The organism is Mesorhizobium sp. 43Arga, assembly GCF_053714255.1.
Genome location: NZ_JBSKBO010000006.1, coordinates 30,593 through 52,901, shown reverse-complemented (window position 1 = coordinate 52,901; position 22,309 = coordinate 30,593). Strand labels below are relative to the sequence as shown.

Below are 22,309 nucleotides of genomic sequence, written 5' to 3'. Positions count from 1 at the left end.
ACGGCGGCATCATAGGCTAGAGTATGCCGCGTCCGCATGCCTGGCAGAAGCGCGTTGGGCGAGGGGTGACGTCGAGTTTCCCATGCCCTTGAACACGCAGCCTATGGAAGCGCGGTGGAAGCGTTGCCGCGTGATGACCGGCGGTAGGTAGTTCCTCGCTTTGCCAAGAAACTTCGGCAGAGGGCGGCCACGCGAGCACCGCAAAGGTGCTGGCGGTCGCACGCCGGCACATGTCGCAATGGCAGGAATGCACGCGCGGATCGCCTGTCGCCCAAGAACCGATTTTTCCGGAGAGGCATCCGCCTGTGCGTTCGACAGCAAGGCATGGACGAAATTCTGTGCTGTATCCATCCAATCTGAACGCGCGGCGCGGGAACTGGTTTCCGAGGGAACGCGTAGCCGGACTGGACGTTTGTCCGACATTGCGAGGATCATCCATTGAATCTCAAGAAGCGCTTCGGCTCACAGAAACACATATTGTCCTGCTTGACCTTTGAAAGGTCGGGCCAAGCCCGCCTGGCATTCTGATGTCAACTCCGGGCTTGAGCTACGGACCACTTGGCGATCGCTGCGCACATCTTTGCGTCGATATGCAAAAGCTGTTCGCCCAGCCATCCCAATGGGCGACGCCCTGGATCACCCGAGTCCTTCCAAGAATTGCGAGCCTTGTCGAAAGGAAAGCCGAGCAAACGATCTTCACCCGCTTTATTCCGGCTGCAAGGGTCGGGCAGGGCGCCGGGACCTGGAAGCGCTATTACGAGCGCTGGGCATCGATGACGATAGAGGCCGTCGGTCCGGAGATGGTGGACTTGCTGCCGCCGCTGCCTGCATTTAGTCCGCCGGCGAAGATAATCGACAAGCATGTCTATTCGCCTTGGCCGGAGGGAAGGTTGCAGACCGAGCTCGCTGGGCGTCGGATTGATACTTTGGTGGTCACGGGCGGCGAAACCGATGTCTGCGTCCTCGCGACGGTTCTTGGCGCGATCGATATCGGCTATCGCGTCGTTCTGGTCACCGACGCCCTATGCAGCTCTTCCGACGCCACCCATGACGCGCTGATGACCGTCTATCAGCAGCGTTTTGCCCAACAGGTCGAGACGGTTGAGATGGAGACGGTTCTCTCGGCCTGGAATTGACGAGCCCGCCGCTAATTTCGAGGTCGATCAAGGCGATCCCGAGGTCGGAACGCTTCCTGCGGCGAAGGTGGCCAATTGATTTCATCACGGTGACGTCCAGCGTCGGTCGCACGGACCCTTTCAGCAGATGGCCACCGCGCGTCGATCCATCGCTGAGACCAAGCACGGCATGGACATTGAGGCCCGCTCGGCCGCTGTCGTCGACTGCGACGTCGCCGATGGCGCTCAGCACCTCGCATTGCTCATCGACAGGGGGTTTGCGATAAGACTTGGATTGGAAGTCGAACCAGCCGACCGAAATGTCTAGGTGACATCCCTTCGCGGAATATTTCTGTGATGATGTTCCCGCCATCGTAGAGGAGAGCGTAGATAAACGTCAGGTGGTGGCGCGCCTCCTCTGAACCATCCGCCGAGCGGCGAAATCGCACTGGAACGCCCTGCGCTTCAAACGTCTTGCCACTTCTGGAGACTTGGCAACTCATAGCTTTGCGCGCTGACAGGATCCATCACGCACGGCTGCTCAAGGTGCGCTGTGCGCTTGCCAATCAGTCTACGGTTTTGCCCAACGTATCCGCTACAACCGCACCACGTTTGCCCATGGGCAGGGGCGGGCCTGTCGTGGAGTCTATGGCTGTCTGATGCTCCATCTCGGCATTGATCGCGGCACCGGCGATAAGGATGATGACGGAAATCCACGTCCACATCATCAAACCGACTACGGCGCCGAGTGATCCGTAGGTGGCATTGTAGTTGGCGAAATGCTGCAAATAGAATGAAAACAACCACGACGCTGCGATCCATGCCACCGTCGCAATCAAGGCGCCCCAACTCAGCCAACGCCATTTGGCGCGTTCGCGGCTTGGTCCGAAGCGATAAAGCAAAGAAATTCCGGTTAGCATTGCGCAGACCAGGACCGGCCACCGGGCCGCTGCGACTAGCGTCTCGGTCCACGCATCGAGATAGAAATAGCGCAAAAGTGCGGGAACGACGCCCACCGTCAGCAACAGCACGATGCCGATCAGCAACGCTCCGACGGTAAACAGGATCGACATCAGGTTGAGTGTGATGAAGCTGCGTTTTTCGCGTTCCTCATAGGCGATGTTCATGGCATCAAAGAGCGCCTTCATACCGGTGTTGGAACTCCAAAGCGCAATACCAAGGCCAATGAAGAAACCGATGCCCAGAGCGCCGGGTTTTTGCCTGGCTAAGGCTTGCAGCTGATCGCGAATGAGGTCCAGTCCCCCTGAGGGAAGCAATCCGCCGAGATATGCGACATGATCCGCAACCGTAACCGGGTCCGCAACAAAGCCGTAGATTGAAATGAACGCGGCCAAGGCCGGAAACAGCGCCAGCAGAAGGTAGAACGTTGCGCCGGCCGCGACCAGAAGAACCCGGTCCTTGTTGAATTCCTCCCACAAGCGCCAGAAAATATCCTTCCAACCAAGGGCTGGTATCTGGGATGGCCAAGCGGCGTCTCGTCCGCGATCTCCCTTCTCCCATATCAGAGCGGTCTTGCTCTCTTGCGTTGTTGAGGCCGCGCGACTGGCCGCTTCTTCATCGATTAAAGATGCCTCTGTACCGGCCGGCCGCTGACTCCGTCTCGTTTTCGAAGTCACTCGGTGCGCTTCCAAATGCGCCTCCTCATGCCTGGGCTTGAAGCTCAACGCCTTGAACGGCATAGCTGTTCCCGTTGCTCAACGAGCCCAACCCGTCGTCGAAGAAGCCGCGCATCGTTATGGCCCCAACCATCTTGCCAGGCGTATACATGGCCGATGCGACAGCTATCCCCATCGAGGACATCCATGACAAAATCGGCGAGCTCGAGAAAGCGCCAAGCAGCGACCTATCGTCGGGACCCTTGATTGTGTAGGCACCGGAGTAGCCTCAGGAATGTTGGCGAACTTTGCAGATCCCGCGCCGCATGAGTAACGAAAAGGACGGTGAACAGAACCACCGAAGCAAGCGCGATACCAGAAATAAAAGCCATACCCGGACCTCCACCCAGTCCAACGCACAGAACGTCTTGCGAAATTATCGTGCCCCACCAGTGCGTCGATTTTCCCCCGTTGTGATTTGATCACGCGGCCGACGCCGACGGCCGCTATCGAGACGCCCGACGCTTTCACCAATCCTGAAGGCTGCATAGACGACGCCGATCCGTATCAAAAACTTGAGCATTCAACGGTCTCCTTGGCAGGAAAACTTGGACGCTGGCCATTGGTTCCGCAGGCGATTCCAGCCGTCACCAACGCAACTCCGCTTGCAGGTCGAGCCGTTACGCGGATCATCGATCGCTACTGCACTGAAGCTCCTCGCTGACGCCCAAGGCCCTAGGGATCAAGCGGTTGAAAATCGACGAAGATCTCGACAGCCTCCGCCGCACGGCCCTCGATGCCTCCGAGTCCCTCCCTGGTCTACCAAGCGACCGATGCGGTTTGGATCAATTGGCTGACGTTGTCAGCGCGCCTTTGTGATCCGCTACCATCGTATTCAGGCAGATGACGGTGACGCCCGGATTACGGGCCACCATGTGCGGGGTGAGGTCATTTCGCAATTGGACATTGGCAGCACCAGGCATGGCACGGAGACTTCCTAACTCCGACAATCCTGCCGAGCGTGGCGTAAGAATGGCATAGCGGGGCGATTGCATATGGGTTTCGATCGGTGCGTCCGGAACATTAATAACCTACCGGGGTTTGTGATGGCGGCAGGTAACGTCTTCCACTGCCGAAGATCGGGCCGGAAACTTGATCGGCCCGTGGTCTTCACAGAGGCGCGCGGTACTGAGTTGCGAGAAATCAAGCATGTCCCAGACCATTCAGCCGCCGCTATTGCCGGAGAATCCGGATCGAATGGTCAACTGCGAGGTTGCCCTCGAAACAGCGTTCGCAGCCTTGGTGGCTGAATCAGAGGCGCAGGGATGGACGTCGCAAGAGACCGCGCAAACCCTCCTTAAAATTGCAACTGACCGTATCGAGTTTCTGAAATCGGCTGTTGCATCCAAGAGTTGAGGCGAGGTGGGCCTGGAGCAGGTGTCTGCGAGCCGGCGGCGTATGGGTAGAATGCAGTTCCGCATCAGTGTGAACGCCCTCGCACAACCCGCATCAGCATTCCATCATTTCCTCCGGCTGGTCTTTGGCTCGTACCCTGCAATTAGAATTGGCGTAGATAGTGGCCAGCCGGCGCCGCTGTTGCTCACAAGACAGCACGTCGGTTAGGCTACGACTGACCTTCCTGCCTTAAGCCGGTCGCCTCCTGGCTGCGGGCTTAAAAATGCAAGATCTCGCAACCCGATGCTTTGAACACCGCGCATTGCGAACACCAGGGCACGGCACGGCGATGATCACGGATTGTCACTAGCAAATTCCTGCAATTGTCATAAAGCGGTCCAGCTGCCCGCTTTTTATAGGTTCGCTTGGAACGAGGGCACCATGGCGTCGACAGCAGCGCTAATCTGGTACCTTGTGATAGCCGGTCCACAGGGCGGCATGGCCATATTGCCTGGCAGTTTCGACAAGCGTGAAAAATGCATGGCGGCCATCGCCGAATACCACAAACAGCCAACGCCGTCGGGCTGGACCGTACAATCCATCCCGAGCGCTTCACCGTTCGCCACCAATGGATCCACGGAACAGCGCGAGGCGGTCAAGGTCGGGCAGGAACGGCCGCGCGGCAATGGAGGCACCGAAAAAGCGTCTGGACCCAAACCCGCCACGCCCGACAAAGCACTTGGAAAATAGAGCGGGGCATCACTTCCGGCCTATTCAGAGGGTGAGGTGACCGCGGAACTTCCCCGAGTTCTTTGAGCACAGGGCTGCTGGCGCAGGCTGGTCGATCCGCATGTGCAGTCTCAATGGCATCGATTGCGGCCAATAACCGCCAAGCCGGCCACAACGTACGTCGTCAGCCTGTTCGAGAAGCCGGACTGGCGGACCGTGATGACCGCGAAGCACGATCAGAAGCTGCTCTTCTTGGGCAAGAAACCGCTGAGGAACCCGTGCCATATCCCAAGCCAAGTTGGCTGCGGGTTTCCGTCCTAAACGAAAAGCCGGCCACTGAGGGAACGGTGGCGGGCTTTATATGAGAGCTGGTCGTGCAATTCTCCGATGCCTCTTGCCGATGGGGGGGTAATCGAGAGGCGCCGGGTGTGAACGAGCCGTTGTGGGATGCGTTCCATGAAAACGAGAAAAAACCCTGCCGTTTTAAAGGCAGAACCATCAACACGAAGCCAAGAAACACCACGCTGCCGATCGAGGGCACATCTCTGGCCGCTTCCTGAAGCCGTGGCGGGCCGATCGGTAGGCCGGATCGGCTCCACAAAGGGTCGATATGATCGCCAGATCAAATTTGGTCGTATCGGCCTCCAGGACCCTCCTCGGCGAGCACTCCGATGCCGAGAACGAGGCATGCGCCGAGTATCCCCGCAATGAGCCTGTTCTTGACTTGCGCGGAAGCACCACTGTTCGGCGATGGCCCTACAGAACTCCCAGGGCCGGGCTCGATATCTGGGACTGGTTCGCTCAAAGCGTCGGACCTCATTGGTGAGGCACAACGGCCTCGCGACGGCCATCACCCCGCTGAGACCGTAAGGTTCTTCAGCCACAATGCGCGACAGCCTCGCGGGGGCTGGCCGTCACCCTCTCTTTCCAAGAGGGAACCAATGAAAATGCCGTCCGTTAAGGGGCACGACAGGCATGCGGGGACAACGTGGATCAAGACGACGCTTCACCTGTATCATCTGGCGTGGAAGGCCTCGACTACGTCCTGCGAGGCGGATACGCAAAATTCCGTTCACATCTTGTAGAAGGCAGGCCTGGTTCAGGTAAGACCACACTTGGGCTGCAGTTTCTGATCAAAGGCGCGTCGGACGGCGAGAAATGCCTCTATATAACTCTGTCCGAGAGCAAGCGTGAACTGCACTCGGTCGCGCAACGGCATGGATTTTCTCTTGACGGTGTCGAAATCCTCGAGCTGGTGCCACCGGAGTTGAGCCTCGACCCATCGCAGTTACAGACTCTGGTTCATTCGTCCGATCTTGAGCTAGGTGAGACCGTGCAGTCCGCGCTCGCCGAGATCGAGCGAATGAAGCCGGATCGCGTGGTGTTCGATTCCCTGTCGGAAATTCGCCTCTTGTCGCAGGGCTCGTTACGCTATCGGCGCCAGGTTCTGGCTTTGAAAAGCTTTTTCCTTCTCAACAATGCAACGGTGCTCCTGCTTGACGATCTCACCGCTGAACATGACGATCTAAACCTGCATTCGATCAGTCATGGCGTTATCCGGATGGAACAGCTTTCGCCGATCTATGGCGGAGAGCGGCGGCGGCTGCGCATCATCAAAATGCGCGGCGTTCAAATTCGCGGCGGCTTCCACGATTTCGTCATTCGACCGGGCGGCGTGAAGGTATTTCCTCGCTTGGTTGCCTCCGAACATGAGACGGCCGAGCATGGATCGCCGGCTACCGGCAACGGTTCTATAGACACGCTCGTGGGTGGCGGGCTGGACCGCGGCACGAGCGCTCTCCTGATGGGACCTTCAGGTGTCGGCAAGTCCACCATCGCGTGCAGCTATTGTCATGCCGCTCTCAAGCGCGGCGAACATGTGCTGGTGCTGTTGTTCGATGAAACCAAGCGGATATTCCTGGCGCGCGCGTCGGGCCTCGGCATGGATCTGGGGCCGTTCGCCGACAAAGGAAGCTTGCTGCTGGAACAGGTGGATCCGGCGGAATTGTCGCCGGGTGAATTGTCGTCGCGCATCCAGTCAGCTGTGGAGCGCTCGAATGCAAGGATCGTCGTTATCGACAGCCTGACCGGGTATCTCAACGCCATGTCGGAGGAGCAACATCTTGTGCTGCAGATGCACGAGATCCTGACATATCTTAATCAAAAGGGCGTTGTGACGATCCTGTTGTTGGCCAATCATGGGCTGATCGGGCAAATGTCCGCCCCCGTCGACATGACCTATCTCTGCGATTCCGTAATGCTCCTGCGCTTTTTCGAAAGCGGCGGCCGTCTGAGACGGGCTATTTCCGTGGTCAAGAAGCGCGTCGGGCCGCATGAGGACACCATTCGCGAATTCAAGATAAGCGCAACCGGCCTGGCCGTCGGTGAACCATTGGAGGAGTTCCGGGGGATACTGACCGGCGCGCCCACCTACGAAGGTAAGCAAGGCAACCTGTTGCAAGACAAGGTATCATAATGCCCTCAGACCGCAGTGTGCTCGTATTGGCACCAGTCGGGCGCGACGCGAAGGTCGCGTCGGCAATCCTCACGGAGAACGGCATCCAGTCCCACATCTGCTCCACGCTCGACGAAGCAGTTCCGCTCTTGGACCAGGCCCAGTGCTTTTTGGTTGCCGAAGAAGCCTTGATCAGTTCTGATCGAAATGAGTTTGCATCCTGGCTCAATCATCAACCGGCGTGGTCGGATTTTCCGATCGTGTTGCTGACGATGCGGGGAACGGAGATCGACAAGCGTCTGGCCTTTCTGGATCGCTATCTGATCGTTCTCGAGAGGCCTTTCCTGGCGTCGAGCCTGGCAAATTCGGTACGCTCGGCTCTGCGCGCCCGCGCCCGTCAGCTCGAGGTCAAGTCATATATTGAACAGAAGCAAGAGGTCGCGGACCGGCAAAAACTGCTAATTAGGGAGCTCCATCATCGCGTCAAAAACACGCTGGCAAATGTCCGGGCGATGATGGGGGCGACCGCCAGATCGAGTGGCAGCGTGGATGATTTCGTGCGCGATTTCTCCGCCAGGATCGTCTCTCTCGCCGACACGCATTCGATGCTGACCGATGACTATTGGCAGATGGCTTCGTTGCGAAAGCTGCTGGAGTCGGAACTGCGCCACTACGATACGACCGACAAGTCGCGTGTGGCCCTCGAAGGGCCAAACGTCGCTCTGGTCGCCGATATCGCGATCCCGATCGGGATGGCCTTTCATGAACTCGCGTCCAATTCATCGAAATATGGGGCGTTGTCGCGGCCCACCGGGCGTCTCGAAGTCCGGTGGTCGGTGAGCAATTTGCAAGACGAGCGAATGCTCAATCTGGATTGGCTTGAAAAGGGCGGGCCGAAGGTTGAGCAGCCAGGACGGCGCGGTTTCGGTACGACACTGCTGGAGAAAGTCGTCGCTGTGCAGTGCCAAGCCGAGGTTGAGTTGGACTATCATCCCGACGGTCTGCGGTTCGCCATGGCCTTGCCGCTACGCGACACGAGGCTGGTCCCGGCCTACTGACCTCGGCAAGGTGGCGCCCCGCTTCGGTGGTAGCCCATCTCCTCCATCGCTGCTACTGATGACCTTTCTTTACAGCGTAGGCGTAAAATGACATCGGATACAGGGAAGCCCGAGGCGGTCGAGCAGCTGCTCGATACGCCCGAACTCGCCACTGCGCTTGAGAGCGAACAATTCAAGAAATTCCTCGATCAGGTACCTATCGCAATTGCCGTCTCAGACCTGACCAGAACGGAGCGCGTCGTCTACGCCAATCCTGAATTCGAAAAACTCTCCGGCTTAAAGGCGGCCACTCTGGCGCTAGAAAACTGGGCCGCGCTGTCCGGGACCGGAATCCGTGAGCAGGAGGACAAGGCGCTGGCCGAGTGCGTGGTCAATGAAACGGATTTCGTGGGTACTTTCCGCCTGGAGCGCGGCGTCGACGGACCGGCAGTCGTTGACGCTTACTCGAATTTGATAGTGGACGACGACGGCAAGACCTGTTTCCGGCTGGTCGCCCTGGTGGACGTATCCCTTCACGGTGAAGAGGCGCCCTCGATCGAGGAGCGCGTTCGGGAGAAGGATACCTTGCTGCGGGAACTGCAGCACAGGGTAAAAAACAATCTCCAGATGATCACCGCACTCATCCGGCTGGAGACCCGCAACGCAGCGGAGCCCGACCAGAAACGGTTCGAGAGGTTGGCCGGCCGCGTCGACGCTCTTGCGATACTCTACCAGGCGCTGTCGAACGACGAGCAGAAGGATGAGGTCGATCTTGGTATCTACCTCAGCCAGATAGCATCCGCGGTAATGGCTTCGCATGCGGTGGAAGGCATACGTCTGGACATGAAGGTGGATACCTATCCCGTGTCGATTAACGTTGCGATGCCCACCGGGCTCGTTGTGAACGAATTGCTGACCAATGCGCTCAAACACGGCTTCAAGGGGCGAGAAGGCGGCACGATAACGCTTCACAGCGTAGTAGACGGCGACGGGTGCCGCGTAACTATCGCCGATGACGGAGTTGGGTTGCCGCAGGGCGAGACATGGCCGAAGCCCGGAAAGCTTGGGGCTCTCATCGCGCGCTCCTTGACCGAGAACGCCAAAGCGCAATTCGAAGTCAAATCCAGCGCCAGCCAAGGCACGAACGTCACCATCGTTTTCAAACGGTCGGCGGCGACCTGACGACCCTCTAGAGTGCTCGCACCAACCCCGTCAGGGCGAGTCCGACCCACCGCTTGGTGCCGGAGTCCCGGGGGGACACTGTCCTGAACCTGCCTGACGAAGGGCAAGCGGTTTCGCACAGCGCAAACTTGCGGAATCGGCCAATCGGCGACGCTAGCACTTCTCAATCCCTCAGGCGCCCGAGCGATCTAGTTGATCGCGTTTCGGGGATAGCTGTTGGCAGGTTCGTGATCGCGGTGGCAAGCCAGCCTCAAGCGTTTCTACAACTGGCCGTCAGCTAGCGTTCGTGGACGCGTTCCGCCGTACAGCCTACCGCATGGCGCGCTGACGCACTCAAGAATGAGCGATGCGAGGGGCCGAAAAGGGCGGACGAGGGCCGGGTGATCGCGTCCAGCAGCGTGATCCGGTCAGTTGAGAATGCTTTATTCGTCGGGGGCGGGAACCGGTTGATGGTGGCGAAGTTCACCTCCTAGAAAACAGGAGTGAAATATCGTGAACACCCCAACCACAGACGAGTTTCCTGAATCAGGCATCTCCAACGAGAATGGCTGGCGGGGCAATGCGGACGCCGAACATGCCGAGACGAGCAAAGAAGCTCTCGGCAAGCTCAAGACAAGTGCGGCGGAGACCGCGTCGCATCTGAAGAACGCCGCCGCCTCGGTGTCCAGCGACGCCAAGGATTACGCCGGGTCTGTCGCCTCTGACGCCGCCGGGGCCTTCAAGGACGCTGTCGAGTCCAACAAGACGGCGGGCGCCGACGCTATTGCCAATATCGCCCATTCCGTGAAGGACGCGGCGGACGGCATCGAAAAGCAATCGCCGCAGGTCGCAAGCATGGTGCGCAGTGCTGCCGAAGGTGTCGAGCGGATCTCTACCGATATCAGGGACCGCAACGTTGGCGAGTTGCTCGATTCCGTCACTAAATTCGCGCAGCGTCAGCCTGCCGCCTTTTTCGGGGTCGGCATCCTGGCGGGCGTCGTTCTGACGCGGATCATGCGAAGTTCCGATCGGTCCTAAGAAGGATCATTCGCATGGATGACGGAATGGATCGCCGGCCCTTCGGGAGCCTGCTTGGCGAAGCGGCAAGTCACTTTTCTTCGCTCATGCGCCTTGATCTGCGTTTGCTTGAGGCGGAAATGCGAGCCAAGTCCACGACGCTGGTGTCGTCCGGCGCATGTGGAATGGCGGCTGCCGTGTTTTTTATGCTGGCGGCGTTCGCTCTAGTTCAATTCCTCATCCTTGCGATGGTCTTCATCGGGGTAGGCCCGGTGCTCGCCTGTCTGATCGTCGGCCTTGTTTTGATCGGGGGAGGTTTGATCTCCCTTTATCTGGCCAAGCGCGCGCTGATCGGATGGACCATCACGCCCGTCGAAACCGTCAATCAGGTACGGACAGACCTCGCAGCCTTGAAGCAAGGGATACGCTATGGCTCAACCCAGCAATGAAATCCGGGACATCCTGGTACAGAGCCGAGCAGAACGGCAAGCGCTGTTCGGCCCGGCGAGCGAGTTGAGCCGCCGGCTGCAACCCAGGCATTTAGTGGACGTTTCCGCTCATTACGCCAAACAGAAGGTCGCCGGGGTGCTGGGTGGCGTCTCGGATGCGGTCAAGGAGAATGGTGGCACGGCGGCCGCTGTTGCGCTGGGCGCCTTTGCTATCTTCGATGCCGGAAGAAAAAGTGCTGGCGGCAATGTCGCCACCGGTGGTGCCGCCGTGGACATTGCAACATTGGCAAGCGGCCGGCACGCCGATGCAGGACACAGCCGTTACTACGCAGGCCCGCGGCGGGCGGTGACAAATCTTGATCGGGCAAAGGTGATAGCTGGCTCTGCTGGGGGACTGTTGCTCGGCCATGTCATCGGCCAGGCTTTTCAGCCAACAGCCAAAGAGGAGGCGCTGTTTGGCAAGACTGCCGACGAAATCCGCGACGTGGCGGCCCAATTTGTCAGTGAGCATAAGCGCGGCGCAAAAATTGCGGCGGCTGAGGCCTTCGGCTTCGCGCGATATGGCGCCACTTTCCTGGCGCTCCTGGCGGCAGCCAGCGACTATTTCGTCAGCAACGAGGAGATACCCGACCCTTCCGAGAAGTAGTCGTCAGACAGTGTCAGGCGCCCTTCTTGCGTTCTGCAACCTCGACGCCGAGCCGGAACGCCTGGCCGTCTGCATAGGAGCGGGCGTAACTTTCAGCCTCGAATGGGAATGTCAGCGTGTTGCCGATGCCTAAGAGCCCTTGGGTGCGGTTTCTTTCGTCGCCGTATACCGCAACGGGCCCAGAAAATTCGAGGTGGCCGGCATGCGTGGGACTGAACGAATTGCTCGCCATCCACGTGGCCAGGCGCACGGACAATCAAGCGCGAGCGTTCACAGCGCCGCCAATGACAGCGGCCGCATCACCGAGCTTGGCCCGTCACCTTCAGCTATGCCAATTTTGTCGCTGATAAGCGCCGGGCTAGCTCTTGTCGGGACGTTGGTGCGCGATAATTTTCCCATGGTGGGGCCTTCAATCGACAGGAGCCTGCCATGAAACATCAAACCCTAGAACAACTGCAGACAATCGCGAAGGTTCAGCCTTTGTCGACGTACCCGTTCATGACCCGCCAACAGCGCATAGAACGTTGGGCAGCGCTGCTGGAAAAAGACCCAGATCGGTGCCTGGGTGCTCTTACCGGCACCGAGCATCTGAAGAGGGAGGCCCGTGATTCGTCACGCTGTGAGGGCTCGCCCATCACCGTGGCGTTTGAGGACCCGGTATTGCGAGAGCTGGGCCTGAGGGACGATTCTTATGGAGAAGCCAAGCGGTTCTTCGAACTGACCGACTGGCAATTGCACAGCATCGTATGCAGTTGCCACGTCGGCACGACATTTAAGGGTCAATGGGCCGCCGCAAGGGTTCGCAGAACGATCGGCGGCAATAAGTTGCTTGAATGGCTGAGCGAAAAACTGTGGCACTAAAGCCTTTAATATTGAGATGGATGGTAAGGTCAGTAGTGGCCGCTTGGGTTGGTGATACATCGTCTTAGCGGCGGCGATGGGACAATTGGTATTGCTGGAAATCAATCGAGTATCCGCAGAGGCCAATTTCCCGCGCGTGCTTTCGCGACGCATCAGCACCTAAAGTGATCCGCCAGTGCAGTTCGCCGCGAAAGCACCTTCCTTATACGGCTTCCCGCTGCCCTCAGGAGCGGGCTTTTGCTTCTAAGCAATGGCTTAGCAGTTGACGCAGGACGCTGACAAAACCGGTTACGGCCGGTGCGCGAACAAGAGCTTGCCTGCCGAACGTGGTGACTTCTTCCAAACATCGGTGGTCTCTGAAATTACCAGGCCTTTTCAGCAGCACGCGACCCTCAGGTTCGGCTTGCTGAGCCGCACCTATTTCGCATCGCCCCGCCGCTTCATCATCGGACTCGATCACGTCGGATCAACCATGCTACACGTGTCCTTGGCAATGGGCGTCCCTGGCTCATCAACGCCTCATCACCGAAGGTCCATGCCCATGCCTCTCTCAGCTCCTCGAGCGAGGCACCGGACGTGATGATTTCCGAATCGTTGTGTCGTCGACGGGTCCGAGGACCGAGAGAACGTCTTGACGTGTCATGGTCAGCGCAAGTTGTCGGCTTGGACAGCCGCAAGACGGCGTCCTCCAGCTCGCCGAGTTGACCCGTATGAAGACGAACCAGGCCGTCAGCCGTTTGCCGGCAGAGGCCTGACCAGTTGGAGCAAGGGGCGAGGGCTTTGTTCCTCGCCCACCTCAACAATCGGCAGCGCGACACAGTCCGGCGGACTGGTCAACCGTGGCTGCAAGAAAACCGGATGCAACCCCTCTCCGCGTGGCGCTGCAAGTTCATGAAAGTGCAACAGTGATATCTTCATGGCGCTATTCCCTATCTTCACCTCCAGCGGCAACGTCGCAGAATGGCGCTCGTTTCATGCCCCTGAAGAAAATCTCACCAGTGAAACCTGTGCGCGATGAGGAATCCGGTCGGTTCCTGCCAGGCGGCGCTAGCTCCAGTCCACCAGCACCTCGAGAAATGACTTCCTCCATTCTGCCGCGTCATTGCGCCGGGTACGCTCGACCAGGGCACCGTGTCTTGCAATTCTTTCCTCTGGCGGCATAGCCAGCGCTTTTGCTAGCGCGTCAGTAACTTCGTCGACCACATAGGGGTTAACGATCAAGGATTGCGAAAGCTGGTCAGTCCCGCCGGCAAACCGCGATAACAAGGGGACCCCAGGATCGGCTGGATTCTGGGCGGCTATGTATTCTTTTGCGACAACGTTCATTCCATCCCGCCGGCGGCGCGACAAGCCCGACCTGACTGGCACGCAACAGACCGGCCAGGCGCGACCGCGGGACCGTGCAATGGATGTAGCGGATCAGCGTCCAGGTCGGATCCGCGCATTTTCCGTTCCCGGAGCCAGCGATTGCCTCGAGCTGTGCGCGTATTTCGGATAGCGAAACGCCAAGGCGAGGAGCGCTCACCGGCTTCATGGTTTCGTTGGCTAAAATCGTTGGGCCGCTCGAAAACACCCTAAGTCATCCCTTGCCAATATAGGCGGCCAGTTCGTCGGCCGTCCCATTGGCCTCGAAGAGCTCCCGTCCTTCTTCGGTGAGCTTCAGGTATTACGCGCACTCCGTTCAAACAGGCGCAGATCAAGACTGCTTTCCAACTCTCAACGCCTCGGGACGGCGTTGCCTTGCGCCGGCGGTGGCCCTTGCCGCTTTGCTGAAGCCAGCATGGCGGGCAACGAATTGTAATGCGCGAGCCCAGACGCACATTGGAGGTGTCAAGCAAGCCAACAGGAGAGCACGCACATCAGCGTCCCGCGTGACGAGGTGCTCAACGACCTGGCGGCCAATATGGCCCGTGGCGCCGGTAACGAGAATGGTCATGGAATTCCTCCGTCCTCGATCCGTCCGAAAGCCAGCTTCCCGGCAGGCATGCGCAAAGCGATGTCAGGCGTTTCCACCCAGTTCCGCTTGAACGCCGTGGTACCGCACGAATTCACCCAAAGCGTTGATTGCGCTGAACGTCGCCCGATCGGCCGGCATCGAGCGCATCGTCTATCTGTCGGTGATCCACGCTGACGTCTATGTGAACGTGCCGCATTTCGCGGGAAAGTTCGGCGTCGAGCGCATGATCGAGCAGATGGACTTCAAGGCGACGATCTTGCGCCGACGTACTTCGCACAGAACGATCTGATGGTCGAGGACGCCATCACTGGCTACGTCGCCTACCCAATGCCGATCGGCGCCAAGGGTCTCGCCATGATCGACACCCGTGATATAGCTGAAATCAGCGGCCTTGAGCTGCTGCGCCGAGAGCAGTCCGCGGTGCCGATTGCGCTCGACCGGCTCAACCTTGTGTGACCGCAGACCCTGACTGGGGCGGATATTGCCGCCATTTTGTCCGACGTGCTCGCTCGTTAGGTCAGTTACGGCGGCGACGATACGGAGGGCTTTGAGCAAAATCTAAAGCAGTTCTTGCTCGCCTGGATGGCCAATGAGATGCGCCTATGGGCGAGCGTTTGTTCACCGATGGGATGATGCCTGAGGCCACCGACATCGAGCGCCTGACTGCGTTTCTGGGTCGCCCGCTGCGCCAATATCGCGACTTCGCTTCGGCTCAGCTGCCGCCTGATCGGGGAAAAGGCGACTTTGAATGGATCGCTACACGGATCTTTCAACCGACGATGTGGCGATAAGACCCGAAGCCGACCCTCGCGTTGACGCGCTAGCCATCGACCCACCAACGAGGGAATGGTCAACGGGTCGTCGCGTTCCACCACCATAATCGGCCGGACATCACGGGCCTACTTCGATCTCAACGAATGGGGCCTTGGAAGTTCGCCACAGGCCATGGAACAAATTTTCCGCAAACTGGTTGAAAAAACCAGATCGGAATCGGGAAATGAATGCCTCCAGCATCATCACGCAAGCCGGCACGCTGACCGCGAGGCCATGGGCATTTCTGATCCTAGTGGTCTACGCTGTGCTTTGGATCATTTTCGATCGCAACAGCTTTGATTGGCACGGCGCCGCGACATTGGCCACTTGGGCGATGACCCTTTTTATACAAAGAGCTGAACATCGAGACACCCAGGCCATCCAGTCAAAATTGGACGAACTGTTGCGCGCCAACAGCGCGGCAAGAGACGAACTGACCCAGATCGACAAGCAGGAACCAGAAGAGATTGAGCGCCAGCGGGAGGCTGCGCGGCCTCAAGCGGGGGATTGAAGGTTGGCCCGCAAGTCGCCTTCGCGCCGGCAGTTCGCCGATGCTTCGCGCAAATTTAGGCAGCAGCATTTGCCAGGAGCCCTCGCTAGCCGTTCCCGAATAGGAGCCAACCGCTTTGCGGAACCTTTTCAAGGGTAATGCTTTACGCGTCCAATGGCACGCATCGCAGCTTCGTTCGCCAACACCACCCTGTGCTTTCTGCTGGGGGTAGTGATGCTCGCCGGTCTAGCTGCCTGCTCTTCATCCGACGCTGGAGGACAGCAGGCGCGGACCGCGAAGTCGGCGGCAAATTCAGTGATCATGGTGATCGACAGTTGGACTGCCGGCGCCGTGCCTTCCCACTACGCGGAAGCCACGTTGCACTCCTTGGCGCAGACGTTAGCTGATTTCGATAGCCAACAACAAAGGGCGGACGTTTCGGACTCATCCAAGCAATCGGCCCGGCAGCTCGTGGCCACCTCTGGGCGGGCCGAAGATGCCATCAAGAGCGGGAACCAAGGGGAAGCGGAGCAAGCACGCCAGGATTTACGGAATGCCATTGCCAAGTTGGTTGTGGCAAATCCGGCAGATCAAGCGACACATCCGTGAAAAAATTGCTGGAAATCTCTCTCGGCGTCGTCACCAGCGTTGGCGGCTTCCTTGAGGTTGGATCGTTGGCAACAGCAGCTCAGGCCGGTGCATTGTTCCAATTTCAGCTGGTCTGGGCGATTCTCCTCGGCACTATCTGCATCATTTTCCTTGTGGAGATGGCCGGCCGTTTCGCAGCCGTCAGCAAGCACACGATAGCCGACGGCATTCGCGAGCGCTTCGGCTTCAATGCGTTCCTTTGGCCTTTGGTCACCACGTTTCTGGTCAATTTCCTCGTGCTGTCTGCTGAGATCGGCGGGGCCTCCATTGCTGCCGAACTCGCCACCGGGATAGGCTTCCAATTGTGGGCGCTGCCGGTGGCCTTCATCACGTGGCTCTTGCTGTGGAAAGGCACTTTCGGCCTGATTGAGAAAGGCGTTTCGCTGTTGGGGCTGGTAACCCTCTGCTTCGTCGCAGCGGCGGTTATCCTCAGGCCTGACTGGACGCGGATCGCCATCGGTTCGGTTCCCTCCTTGCCACATCACGACACGGCCACTTACTGGTTCATGGCGGTAAGCATTCTGGGTGCTTCCATTTCACCATATCTCTTTATGTTCTATTCCGCGGGAGCGATCGAGGATAAGTGGGACAAGACCTATCTCGGCACCAATCGCGCCATTGCCGGACTCGGCATGAGTTTCGGCGGGACCATCTCCATTGGCGTGCTTATCGTCGCTGCGTTGGTGCTTGCAGCGAACGGCATCACCCAGGTGGACGATTACCATCAATTGCCATTGATGCTGACTCCGGTGTTCGGTTTCTGGGGCTTCGTGCTGTTCGTGGCCTCGCTAGGCATCGCCTGCTTCGGCGCTACGGTCGAAATCGCCCTTCAGCAGGCATACCTCGTCGCGCAGGGGTTTGGGTGGAATTGGGGTGAGGACCGCAAACCTCGGGACGATCCAGGCTTCACCATGGTCTATACCGTGACGATCTTCGCGGCCGCCATTCCGATCGCACTCGGCCTTGATCCGCTCAAGCTTACCATCTTTTCAATGGCCCTTACGGCCGCCAGTTTGCCGCTGACGGTCGTGCCATTTCTCTTCTTGCTCAATGACGGATCTTACATGGGCCAGCATCGCAACGGCGTTATCTCCAACGCGGCAGTGCTGTTTGTTATTGCGCTTGGCTTCATCCTCGCGGTCGTCACCATCCCGCTTCAGATATTGGGAGGCAGTTGATGTACCTTGTACGCGATGTTCTGGACAAGCAGATCGTCGATCGAAATCAGGTCAAGATCGGCAAGGTGGACGGGATAGTAGCCCGGCTGAGACAAGGTAAGCCCCCAAGGGTCATCGCCGTCGAGATCGGCTCGATTGCGCTGGCGCGCCGGTTGGGACCGCTTCCCGGACGCTGGATGGCCATTCTGGCCGCCAAGCTGGGCGGCGAACGACACGCCAAGCCTCATCGGATCGCATGGAGCAAGGCTCGCGACATTGGCCTGGACATCGAGTTTGATATTGATGTGCGCAAGACTGCCATCTTTGATTGGCAGGTCTGGCTTCGCGAACACATCATAGGCAGGATTCCGGGAGCTTGACGATGCAGACCGTAAATCTCGACCAACTGGCTGGCCGGCGCGTGCTTTCAAGGGAGGGTCATTGCATCGGTCATCTGGAAGAGATCGTCGCCGAGGAACATGGCGACGAATTGGTCGTCACCGAATACCATGTCGGTATTTTCGCGGCGTTCGAGCGTCTGTCCGCCTCGTCAATCGGCACCGCGATCCTCGACCTCGTTCGGATGCGACACCGCAAAGGCATTTATCGAATTCCGTGGGACAAACTCAACATTTCCGACCCGACACGGCCGACCGTTAGCTGCTCAGAGCAGGAGCTTGCAGCGTTTCAATCAAGCGCGTCAGTCAAACGCTGAAGTCTGGAGTCAGTCGCGATCCGCAACGACTCAAACTCGCTCCCGTCGTGGCCGCGAGCCAAGCTACGAAGAGCGCCGCGCGTCTGGCGACGAACCCGATGTACACATCCAGGAAAGTGACAGGGGTAGTGCCACCGCTGTCGAAACAGTTCATTAACCATCCCTACCAAGGTAAACACTTTGTGGAGAACCTACCAGGTTGCACAGGGTTGTGGGCGGGTCTGCAACAAAGAGGGCAAGCCCAGCCATGCACCGCCTACCTATCGCGACCGCCCTTCTGATTTCCTTCGCGACGGCTTACGGGCTATGCGTATGGGCATTTTCTGCCCACCGGGTTGACCTTTTTCCGCCTCACGTGTCACCGTTGGAAATACGCGGGTTTGAATAGGTGACAAGGCGGAACTGGTAGTCTACAGGCGCGTTCCTCTGCGGGCCTATTAACCGGAGAGCGAGTATGGACGACGACCTGCGCCTGAAGCTCAAGGAACTGAGCGCGAGTATGCAAAGCAGGGCGGACGAACTCGCGTTGCCCGGCGGGAACACTGATATTTCCTCACTGATGTCCGGTATCGCCGTCATCTTGGAGGCGCTTCTGGTCATAGCCGAAGAAACCCGAACGCCGCGTTCTGGTCCGACTGTAGAGCCAGGCAGTAGTTAAATGCTCCGCAATACTCGCGTCGGCTTGCGAAGCCAAGGTTCGCAGGCCACGATTCAAGCGGCACCAAAATGAGTTCGTCGCTGTACGGCATTTTCGTGGGAAAGCTCAGGGCTGACACGTAACTGCACAAGGCTGTGTTTCCTTGGCGATTGCTTGTGACCCATTGCCGAACCTGACCTCAGCTCAATCCAAAGTGTGCCCCTTGTGCATTTCGGATTGAATGGCAGGCTCACATATCTGGCTACTCCACCCCCGCCATGATTGGCAAGCGCAGCGATATGGCGGGCGAGCTTGGCTCCTGCTCGCCCTCCTCCGTATCCATCCAGGTTTTCAATTCGACGCCCAGGTTCTCGTTGGCGCCGGCAATGAGATCGGATAAGGGTCTGAAACCGCGATCTTGTCAGCCTCTCGGGCACCCGCCATCATCTCAACCCCGCAACCCGAGCGCTCGGAGCCAGGCGTCGACCTGACCCAAAGGCGTCCTGTGGCCATTGGTCGGCGGTGCGATCGCCCAAGATGTCAGTCTCTTCGCCGAACTTGCGAACACAAGTCGTGGTCTCGAACGACGGGGTAATACAGTTCGACGTCCCGCCTGGTCTGGCTTTCACGAAACCATTGTCGGCCACCATCAACGGAAAGGCGATCCCAAGCCCGAGATGGTCGTCAATCCTGATCACGATGATTGCGCAACTAAAGGCAACGGGCCTCGAGGGTGACAAGCTTGTTCGTGAACTGGGGATCCCGGCCAAGGCCGCCAAGTTCGAGGACGAGGGGTTCAAGTACCACCCTAACCTAGGCATTTCGGTGCAGGGCCAGTCCGCCTCTGACGCATGGAAAGAGGTCGACCGCTTTGCCAAAAAGTGGGGCATCCCTGTCCCGGTTGAATTTTGGTGGCGCCAGAATCCAAAGGCCCAGCATCCAGGCGGCACCGGCCTACTAAGGTCTCCTAACAGGTGTAGCCGTGCCGCATGCCTGCAGTTGATGCCAAGCGGGGGGACGATGATACATGCGATCCATAGACGCTCATCTACCCGAGGAACTTGTTATGGCGATGCCACTCCAGCGAGCTGGAAGAAGGCAAGACTGAAGGCCAGGATCGGTAACAGCAGCGTCGTGCCATGCAGGTCGTAGTAGTGCCTGCCGTTGTCAAAGTCGGCCTTGAGCCGGCCGCTCACTACAAAGCGCAGGTCCTTGTCCACGGTCACGTACCCCAGGTCAAAGAGCTTGTGGATGTCAGTTCGCAGTAGAAGGCCATTCGGGCCTTCGTGCTCTCCACCGTCCGCATAGGATCGAATGTGAGCGGCATCGAGGATGGGGAGGGAGTGATTCAGGCCTACACAAACGCCGCTGAAAACAGGCCGGAATACGACACAACCAATTGTAATCAAAAATAAATCCTCTTTGGGACATTCGGCAACTATCGGCAGGTAGGTTTTGGCCCTAACGGTCTGTCTGACGGTCCTTGCCCATGTTGCTACGACCGATTTTTCAAAGTACCGTCACGACCAACTGAGCTTGTGACGGTACTTTTTCTCTTTAAGACATTGAAAATTAAAGAGATTTCCTGTCGTAAAGCCTCAGAATTGCGCTGACGGTACTTTCGATGAGGCAGCAGGAATGTTGACGGACGCCGCTCTTAAAGCACTGAAACCAAAGGGAAAATCTACAAGGTTACAGACCGTGACGGTATGTATGTCAAAGTCATGCCGAGTGGCGCGATCTCGTTTCTGCTCGACTACAGACTGAACGGGCGCCGGGAAACCGTTCAACTAGGCAGATATGGACGAGACGGAATCTCGCTCGCACTCGCCCGAGAAAAATGCCTGGACGCCAGGCGTGCCATCAGGGATGGGCGCTCCCCTGCGATCGAGAAGCAGCGGGAGAAGCGGCGCATCAAGGAGGCGAAAAGTTTCGGCGAATTCGGCGCGAAGTGGTTGACTGCCGGTCCTATGGCCGACAGCACTCGGGCAATGCGCCGCTCAATCTTCGAACGAGAACTGCTCCCGGTCTGGAGAAACCGGCTGCTGCCTGAAATCACACCTGACGATCTTCGGGCACTTTGCGCGAAGATCGTCGATCGCGGTGCTCCTGCGACGGCGATCCACGTTCGCGATATCCTGAAGCAGATTTACAGCTTCGCAGTTCTTCATGGCGAGAAAGTCGCCAATCCCGCTGACGACGTAGGGCCTGCCTCCATCGCCAACTTCGTTCCACGGGATCGCTCACTCACCCCTTCAGAAATTCGAGTGATGCTGAAGCAGCTCCAGCACATCGCGACGCTTCCCACGATCCGCCTTGGAATGCGGCTGTATCTGCTGACCATGGTGCGAAAGAGTGAACTGCAAGACGCTGTCTGGGACGAGGTTGATTTCGAAAACGCAGTCTGGACGATTCCGAAGGAGCGAATGAAACGCTCGAAGGCGCATAACGTCTATCTGTCCCGCCAGGTGCTCGACATTATGATCGCTCTGAAAACCTGCGCGGGCAATTCGAGATACCTGCTGCCGTCGCGATACGACTCAGACGCTCCGATGTCGCGCGCGACCTTTAACCGAGTAACCTATGCGGTCGTTGAACGCGCCAACGTTGAGGGCCTGCCACTGGCGCCATTCACTGTCCACGACCTGCGACGAACAGGGTCGACGCTGCTCAACGAACTTGGCTTCAACAGCGATTGGATCGAAAAGTGCTTGGCCCACGAAGATGGCCGTTCGTCGCGTGGCGTCTATAACAAGGCTGAGTACGAGGTGCAGCGGCGCCACATGATGCAGGAATGGTCGGACATCATTGACGCGTGGGTCGATGGCAGGAAATACGCTCCGGCGCTTATTTCGCCTTCGATGCCCCTTTTAGAGCCGGATCCGGCGCTTTGACGGGGCGAGTTCGGCGTTGCGAAATGTCTGGGCTCGGAGCACGCACGATTGGCTTCGACCGTCGCGCCGCGAGCCATGCCTCAACCTCGTCCAGATCCCAAACCACGCATCGTGGTGTCAGAGCGAAGCGGCGCGGGAATTCGCCGCGCTGTTCCATTTCGTAGATCGTACTGTCCGCCAGCGGCACGATTTCTCGCAGCCGCTGCCTGCGAATGGTTCGTCTGATTGGCAGTGGCTCTGCGCGGCTCATGCTCCCGGTACCTCTGTCGTGGACGCTGAAACTGGTCGTCGTGGAGCCACTTGCGGGCACACCCTGCAAATCGACATCGTTTCCACACTGACCAGCCTAGTAATCCGGGCATTCGCCGTCAACTGGACTAACCGGTTCGTGGTCCGCTTACATTCGGTGGGGCCGTGCCAACGGCGAATTCCGAGATTGTCGTTTCAATCCCGGTTTGCACAGAAGATGCCGCCCGTCCAGGCGATAGGCGCGACAATTGTTTTGACAGTGTAATAG

The 22,309-nt window shown here is 58.4% G+C and carries 22 protein-coding genes and 6 pseudogenes; 19 read left to right on the top strand and 9 right to left on the bottom strand.

The window, feature by feature from the left end; all coding sequences use genetic code 11:
• Positions 1–16: 16 nt before the first annotated feature.
• Positions 17–439: a GFA family protein gene (locus tag ACWGS8_RS20970; RefSeq protein WP_454582706.1), complete on the bottom strand. Its 423-nt coding sequence runs from the start codon at positions 437–439 to the stop codon at positions 17–19.
• Between the two features lie 88 nt (positions 440–527).
• Between ACWGS8_RS20970 and ACWGS8_RS20965 the strand changes: the two genes are divergently transcribed.
• The gene (locus tag ACWGS8_RS20965) at positions 528–1,136 is read left to right on the top strand and encodes a cysteine hydrolase family protein (protein ID WP_454582705.1); all 609 of its coding nucleotides are present in this window, start codon (positions 528–530) and stop codon (positions 1,134–1,136) included.
• A 139-nt stretch (positions 1,137–1,275) separates the two neighbouring features.
• On the opposite strand, the pseudogene ACWGS8_RS20960 reads toward ACWGS8_RS20965, so the two are convergent.
• Both ACWGS8_RS20960 and ACWGS8_RS20955 read right to left on the bottom strand, forming a co-directional pair.
• Positions 1,276–1,488 (bottom strand): annotated as a pseudogene (locus ACWGS8_RS20960) (PCC domain-containing protein); the annotation flags it as partial.
• A gap of 193 nt (positions 1,489–1,681) precedes the next feature.
• Complete coding sequence (locus ACWGS8_RS20955) at positions 1,682–2,752, bottom strand: YihY/virulence factor BrkB family protein (RefSeq protein WP_454583026.1); 1,071 nt, start codon at positions 2,750–2,752, stop codon at positions 1,682–1,684.
• A gap of 1,188 nt (positions 2,753–3,940) precedes the next feature.
• Here ACWGS8_RS20955 and ACWGS8_RS20950 point away from each other — a divergent pair.
• The 8 genes from ACWGS8_RS20950 (at position 3,941) to ACWGS8_RS20915 (ending at position 11,620) form a co-directional block, all read left to right on the top strand.
• Entirely contained in the window at positions 3,941–4,147 is a 207-nt protein-coding gene (locus tag ACWGS8_RS20950; RefSeq protein ID WP_454582704.1) for a hypothetical protein, read from the top strand.
• A 519-nt stretch (positions 4,148–4,666) separates the two neighbouring features.
• On the top strand, positions 4,667–4,876 hold the full coding sequence (locus tag ACWGS8_RS20945; RefSeq protein WP_454582703.1) for a hypothetical protein: 210 nt from the start codon (positions 4,667–4,669) through the stop codon (positions 4,874–4,876).
• Between the two features lie 967 nt (positions 4,877–5,843).
• On the top strand, positions 5,844–7,331 hold the full coding sequence (locus ACWGS8_RS20940; RefSeq protein ID WP_454582702.1) for an ATPase domain-containing protein: 1,488 nt from the start codon (positions 5,844–5,846) through the stop codon (positions 7,329–7,331).
• Positions 7,328–8,368, top strand: coding sequence for a sensor histidine kinase (locus ACWGS8_RS20935; RefSeq protein WP_454583025.1), 1,041 nt, complete (start codon positions 7,328–7,330; stop codon positions 8,366–8,368). The genes ACWGS8_RS20940 and ACWGS8_RS20935 overlap by 4 nt, the downstream gene beginning before the upstream one ends.
• A gap of 87 nt (positions 8,369–8,455) precedes the next feature.
• Positions 8,456–9,529 carry a histidine kinase dimerization/phosphoacceptor domain -containing protein gene (locus tag ACWGS8_RS20930; RefSeq protein ID WP_454582701.1) on the top strand — a complete coding sequence of 358 codons (1,074 nt, stop codon included), beginning with the start codon at positions 8,456–8,458 and terminating at the stop codon, positions 9,527–9,529.
• A 492-nt stretch (positions 9,530–10,021) separates the two neighbouring features.
• On the top strand, positions 10,022–10,546 hold the full coding sequence (locus ACWGS8_RS20925; RefSeq protein WP_454582700.1) for a hypothetical protein: 525 nt from the start codon (positions 10,022–10,024) through the stop codon (positions 10,544–10,546).
• Positions 10,547–10,560: 14 nt separating this feature from the next.
• Complete coding sequence (locus ACWGS8_RS20920) at positions 10,561–10,974, top strand: phage holin family protein (protein WP_454582699.1); 414 nt, start codon at positions 10,561–10,563, stop codon at positions 10,972–10,974.
• On the top strand, positions 10,955–11,620 hold the full coding sequence (locus ACWGS8_RS20915) for a hypothetical protein (protein ID WP_454582698.1): 666 nt from the start codon (positions 10,955–10,957) through the stop codon (positions 11,618–11,620). The genes ACWGS8_RS20920 and ACWGS8_RS20915 overlap by 20 nt, the downstream gene beginning before the upstream one ends.
• A gap of 13 nt (positions 11,621–11,633) precedes the next feature.
• Here ACWGS8_RS20915 and ACWGS8_RS20910 read toward each other — a convergent pair whose 3' ends face one another.
• Entirely contained in the window at positions 11,634–11,852 is a 219-nt protein-coding gene (locus ACWGS8_RS20910) for a hypothetical protein (protein WP_454582697.1), read from the bottom strand.
• A gap of 197 nt (positions 11,853–12,049) precedes the next feature.
• On the opposite strand from ACWGS8_RS20910, the gene ACWGS8_RS20905 reads away from it, so the two are divergent.
• The gene (locus ACWGS8_RS20905) at positions 12,050–12,481 is read left to right on the top strand and encodes a hypothetical protein (protein WP_454582696.1); all 432 of its coding nucleotides are present in this window, start codon (positions 12,050–12,052) and stop codon (positions 12,479–12,481) included.
• Between the two features lie 1,047 nt (positions 12,482–13,528).
• Here the strand turns inward: ACWGS8_RS20905 and ACWGS8_RS20900 are convergent.
• Together ACWGS8_RS20900 and ACWGS8_RS20895 are read right to left on the bottom strand one after the other, a co-directional pair.
• Positions 13,529–13,807 (bottom strand): trehalose-6-phosphate synthase, encoded by a 279-nt coding sequence (locus ACWGS8_RS20900; protein ID WP_454582695.1) that lies wholly within the window; start codon positions 13,805–13,807, stop codon positions 13,529–13,531.
• Between the two features lie 517 nt (positions 13,808–14,324).
• Positions 14,325–14,417: pseudogene (locus tag ACWGS8_RS20895) on the bottom strand (NmrA family NAD(P)-binding protein); the annotation flags it as partial.
• A 48-nt stretch (positions 14,418–14,465) separates the two neighbouring features.
• On the opposite strand from ACWGS8_RS20895, the pseudogene ACWGS8_RS20890 reads away from it, so the two are divergent.
• The 8 genes and pseudogenes from ACWGS8_RS20890 to ACWGS8_RS20855 all read left to right on the top strand — a co-directional run.
• Positions 14,466–15,148, top strand: a pseudogene (locus ACWGS8_RS20890) (NmrA family NAD(P)-binding protein); the annotation flags it as partial.
• A gap of 287 nt (positions 15,149–15,435) precedes the next feature.
• The gene (locus tag ACWGS8_RS20885; RefSeq protein WP_454582694.1) at positions 15,436–15,762 is read left to right on the top strand and encodes a low affinity iron permease family protein; all 327 of its coding nucleotides are present in this window, start codon (positions 15,436–15,438) and stop codon (positions 15,760–15,762) included.
• Between the two features lie 153 nt (positions 15,763–15,915).
• Positions 15,916–16,350: a hypothetical protein gene (locus tag ACWGS8_RS20880; RefSeq protein ID WP_454582693.1), complete on the top strand. Its 435-nt coding sequence runs from the start codon at positions 15,916–15,918 to the stop codon at positions 16,348–16,350.
• Positions 16,347–17,567 carry an NRAMP family divalent metal transporter gene (locus ACWGS8_RS20875; RefSeq protein WP_454582692.1) on the top strand — a complete coding sequence of 407 codons (1,221 nt, stop codon included), beginning with the start codon at positions 16,347–16,349 and terminating at the stop codon, positions 17,565–17,567. Before ACWGS8_RS20880 ends, ACWGS8_RS20875 begins: the two co-directional genes overlap by 4 nt.
• On the top strand, positions 17,567–17,926 hold the full coding sequence (locus tag ACWGS8_RS20870; RefSeq protein ID WP_454582691.1) for a hypothetical protein: 360 nt from the start codon (positions 17,567–17,569) through the stop codon (positions 17,924–17,926). The genes ACWGS8_RS20875 and ACWGS8_RS20870 overlap by 1 nt, the downstream gene beginning before the upstream one ends.
• Positions 17,927–17,928: 2 nt before the next feature.
• Positions 17,929–18,261, top strand: a complete 333-nt coding sequence (locus ACWGS8_RS20865; protein WP_454583024.1) for a hypothetical protein — start codon at positions 17,929–17,931, stop codon at positions 18,259–18,261.
• A 454-nt stretch (positions 18,262–18,715) separates the two neighbouring features.
• On the top strand, positions 18,716–18,919 hold the full coding sequence (locus tag ACWGS8_RS20860) for a hypothetical protein (RefSeq protein ID WP_454582690.1): 204 nt from the start codon (positions 18,716–18,718) through the stop codon (positions 18,917–18,919).
• Between the two features lie 552 nt (positions 18,920–19,471).
• Positions 19,472–19,864, top strand: a pseudogene (locus ACWGS8_RS20855) (T4SS efffector SepA family protein); the annotation flags it as partial.
• A 98-nt stretch (positions 19,865–19,962) separates the two neighbouring features.
• On the opposite strand, the gene ACWGS8_RS20850 reads toward ACWGS8_RS20855, so the two are convergent.
• Both ACWGS8_RS20850 and ACWGS8_RS20845 read right to left on the bottom strand, forming a co-directional pair.
• Positions 19,963–20,118, bottom strand: a complete 156-nt coding sequence (locus tag ACWGS8_RS20850) for a hypothetical protein (RefSeq protein WP_454583049.1) — start codon at positions 20,116–20,118, stop codon at positions 19,963–19,965.
• 54 nt (positions 20,119–20,172) lie between these two features.
• Positions 20,173–20,307, bottom strand: a pseudogene (locus tag ACWGS8_RS20845) (hypothetical protein); the annotation flags it as partial.
• Between the two features lie 229 nt (positions 20,308–20,536).
• Here ACWGS8_RS20845 and ACWGS8_RS20840 point away from each other — a divergent pair.
• Positions 20,537–21,792 (top strand): annotated as a pseudogene (locus tag ACWGS8_RS20840) (tyrosine-type recombinase/integrase).
• Here ACWGS8_RS20840 and ACWGS8_RS20835 read toward each other — a convergent pair.
• Positions 21,746–22,042 (bottom strand): helix-turn-helix transcriptional regulator, encoded by a 297-nt coding sequence (locus ACWGS8_RS20835; protein ID WP_454582689.1) that lies wholly within the window; start codon positions 22,040–22,042, stop codon positions 21,746–21,748. The pseudogene ACWGS8_RS20840 and the gene ACWGS8_RS20835 overlap by 47 nt on opposite strands.
• Positions 22,043–22,309 lie beyond the last annotated feature (267 nt).

Excerpts from the sequence above, each read along its gene's own strand:
- ACWGS8_RS20970 (WP_454582706.1), bottom strand. The coding sequence starts at position 439 with ATGGATGATCCTCGCAATGTCGGACAAACGTCCAGTCCGGCTACGCGT.
- ACWGS8_RS20865 (WP_454583024.1), top strand. The coding sequence starts at position 17,929 with ATGCAGACCGTAAATCTCGACCAACTGGCTGGCCGGCGCGTGCTTTCA.
- ACWGS8_RS20945 (WP_454582703.1), top strand. The coding sequence starts at position 4,667 with ATGGCGGCCATCGCCGAATACCACAAACAGCCAACGCCGTCGGGCTGG.
- ACWGS8_RS20835 (WP_454582689.1), bottom strand. The coding sequence starts at position 22,042 with ATGAGCCGCGCAGAGCCACTGCCAATCAGACGAACCATTCGCAGGCAG.
- ACWGS8_RS20915 (WP_454582698.1), top strand. The coding sequence starts at position 10,955 with ATGGCTCAACCCAGCAATGAAATCCGGGACATCCTGGTACAGAGCCGA.
- ACWGS8_RS20930 (WP_454582701.1), top strand. The coding sequence starts at position 8,456 with ATGACATCGGATACAGGGAAGCCCGAGGCGGTCGAGCAGCTGCTCGAT.
- ACWGS8_RS20905 (WP_454582696.1), top strand. The coding sequence starts at position 12,050 with ATGAAACATCAAACCCTAGAACAACTGCAGACAATCGCGAAGGTTCAG.
- ACWGS8_RS20950 (WP_454582704.1), top strand. The coding sequence starts at position 3,941 with ATGTCCCAGACCATTCAGCCGCCGCTATTGCCGGAGAATCCGGATCGA.
- ACWGS8_RS20910 (WP_454582697.1), bottom strand. The coding sequence starts at position 11,852 with ATGGCGAGCAATTCGTTCAGTCCCACGCATGCCGGCCACCTCGAATTT.
- ACWGS8_RS20870 (WP_454582691.1), top strand. The coding sequence starts at position 17,567 with ATGTACCTTGTACGCGATGTTCTGGACAAGCAGATCGTCGATCGAAAT.
- ACWGS8_RS20880 (WP_454582693.1), top strand. The coding sequence starts at position 15,916 with ATGGCACGCATCGCAGCTTCGTTCGCCAACACCACCCTGTGCTTTCTG.
- ACWGS8_RS20885 (WP_454582694.1), top strand. The coding sequence starts at position 15,436 with ATGAATGCCTCCAGCATCATCACGCAAGCCGGCACGCTGACCGCGAGG.
- ACWGS8_RS20900 (WP_454582695.1), bottom strand. The coding sequence starts at position 13,807 with ATGAACGTTGTCGCAAAAGAATACATAGCCGCCCAGAATCCAGCCGAT.
- ACWGS8_RS20860 (WP_454582690.1), top strand. The coding sequence starts at position 18,716 with ATGGACGACGACCTGCGCCTGAAGCTCAAGGAACTGAGCGCGAGTATG.
- ACWGS8_RS20920 (WP_454582699.1), top strand. The coding sequence starts at position 10,561 with ATGGATGACGGAATGGATCGCCGGCCCTTCGGGAGCCTGCTTGGCGAA.
- ACWGS8_RS20965 (WP_454582705.1), top strand. The coding sequence starts at position 528 with ATGTCAACTCCGGGCTTGAGCTACGGACCACTTGGCGATCGCTGCGCA.